Origin of the sequence: Achromobacter sp. SIMBA_011 (genome assembly GCF_046535435.1) — a bacterium.
In the GTDB taxonomy this organism is placed as follows: domain Bacteria; phylum Pseudomonadota; class Gammaproteobacteria; order Burkholderiales; family Burkholderiaceae_B; genus Achromobacter; species Achromobacter dolens.
This window is the reverse complement of sequence record NZ_JAWRWN010000280.1, coordinates 1-289: the sequence shown is the minus strand read 5'-3', so window position 1 is coordinate 289 and position 289 is coordinate 1. Positions and strand designations below refer to the sequence as shown.

Sequence of the window (289 nt, the reverse complement as noted above, 5' to 3'; positions counted from 1 at the left end):
CAATGCGGCTGGATACAAAGTGCTTGGATACCCTTATCAGGCTGGAGCTGAACCAACAGTGGTAGTAAATGGCTTCGATGGCCTGTCACCGGTGCAGTTCGACGGCGGTAGCCTGATGGTAACCCCCTCGACCAAGGGTGTGCTGAATGTCAATCTTCCGGCTGACGCTGATCCGGTCGGCACCGGGTTAGCCGGTCTTCCTCCTTCGCAGAATACTCCAAACTCCGGCTACAGTTTTCAAACGATCAACATAGATGAGACCGGACGTAGCGACATCTATTTCACCACC

The 289-nt window shown here is 54.0% G+C and carries 1 protein-coding gene; it reads left to right on the top strand.

All coding sequences use genetic code 11. The features are described from left to right. Nucleotides 1–19 precede the first annotated feature (19 nt). Nucleotides 20–289, top strand: a 270-nt coding sequence (locus tag SB816_RS30945) for a hypothetical protein (RefSeq protein ID WP_410548113.1), incomplete at its 3' end; no start/stop codon positions are given.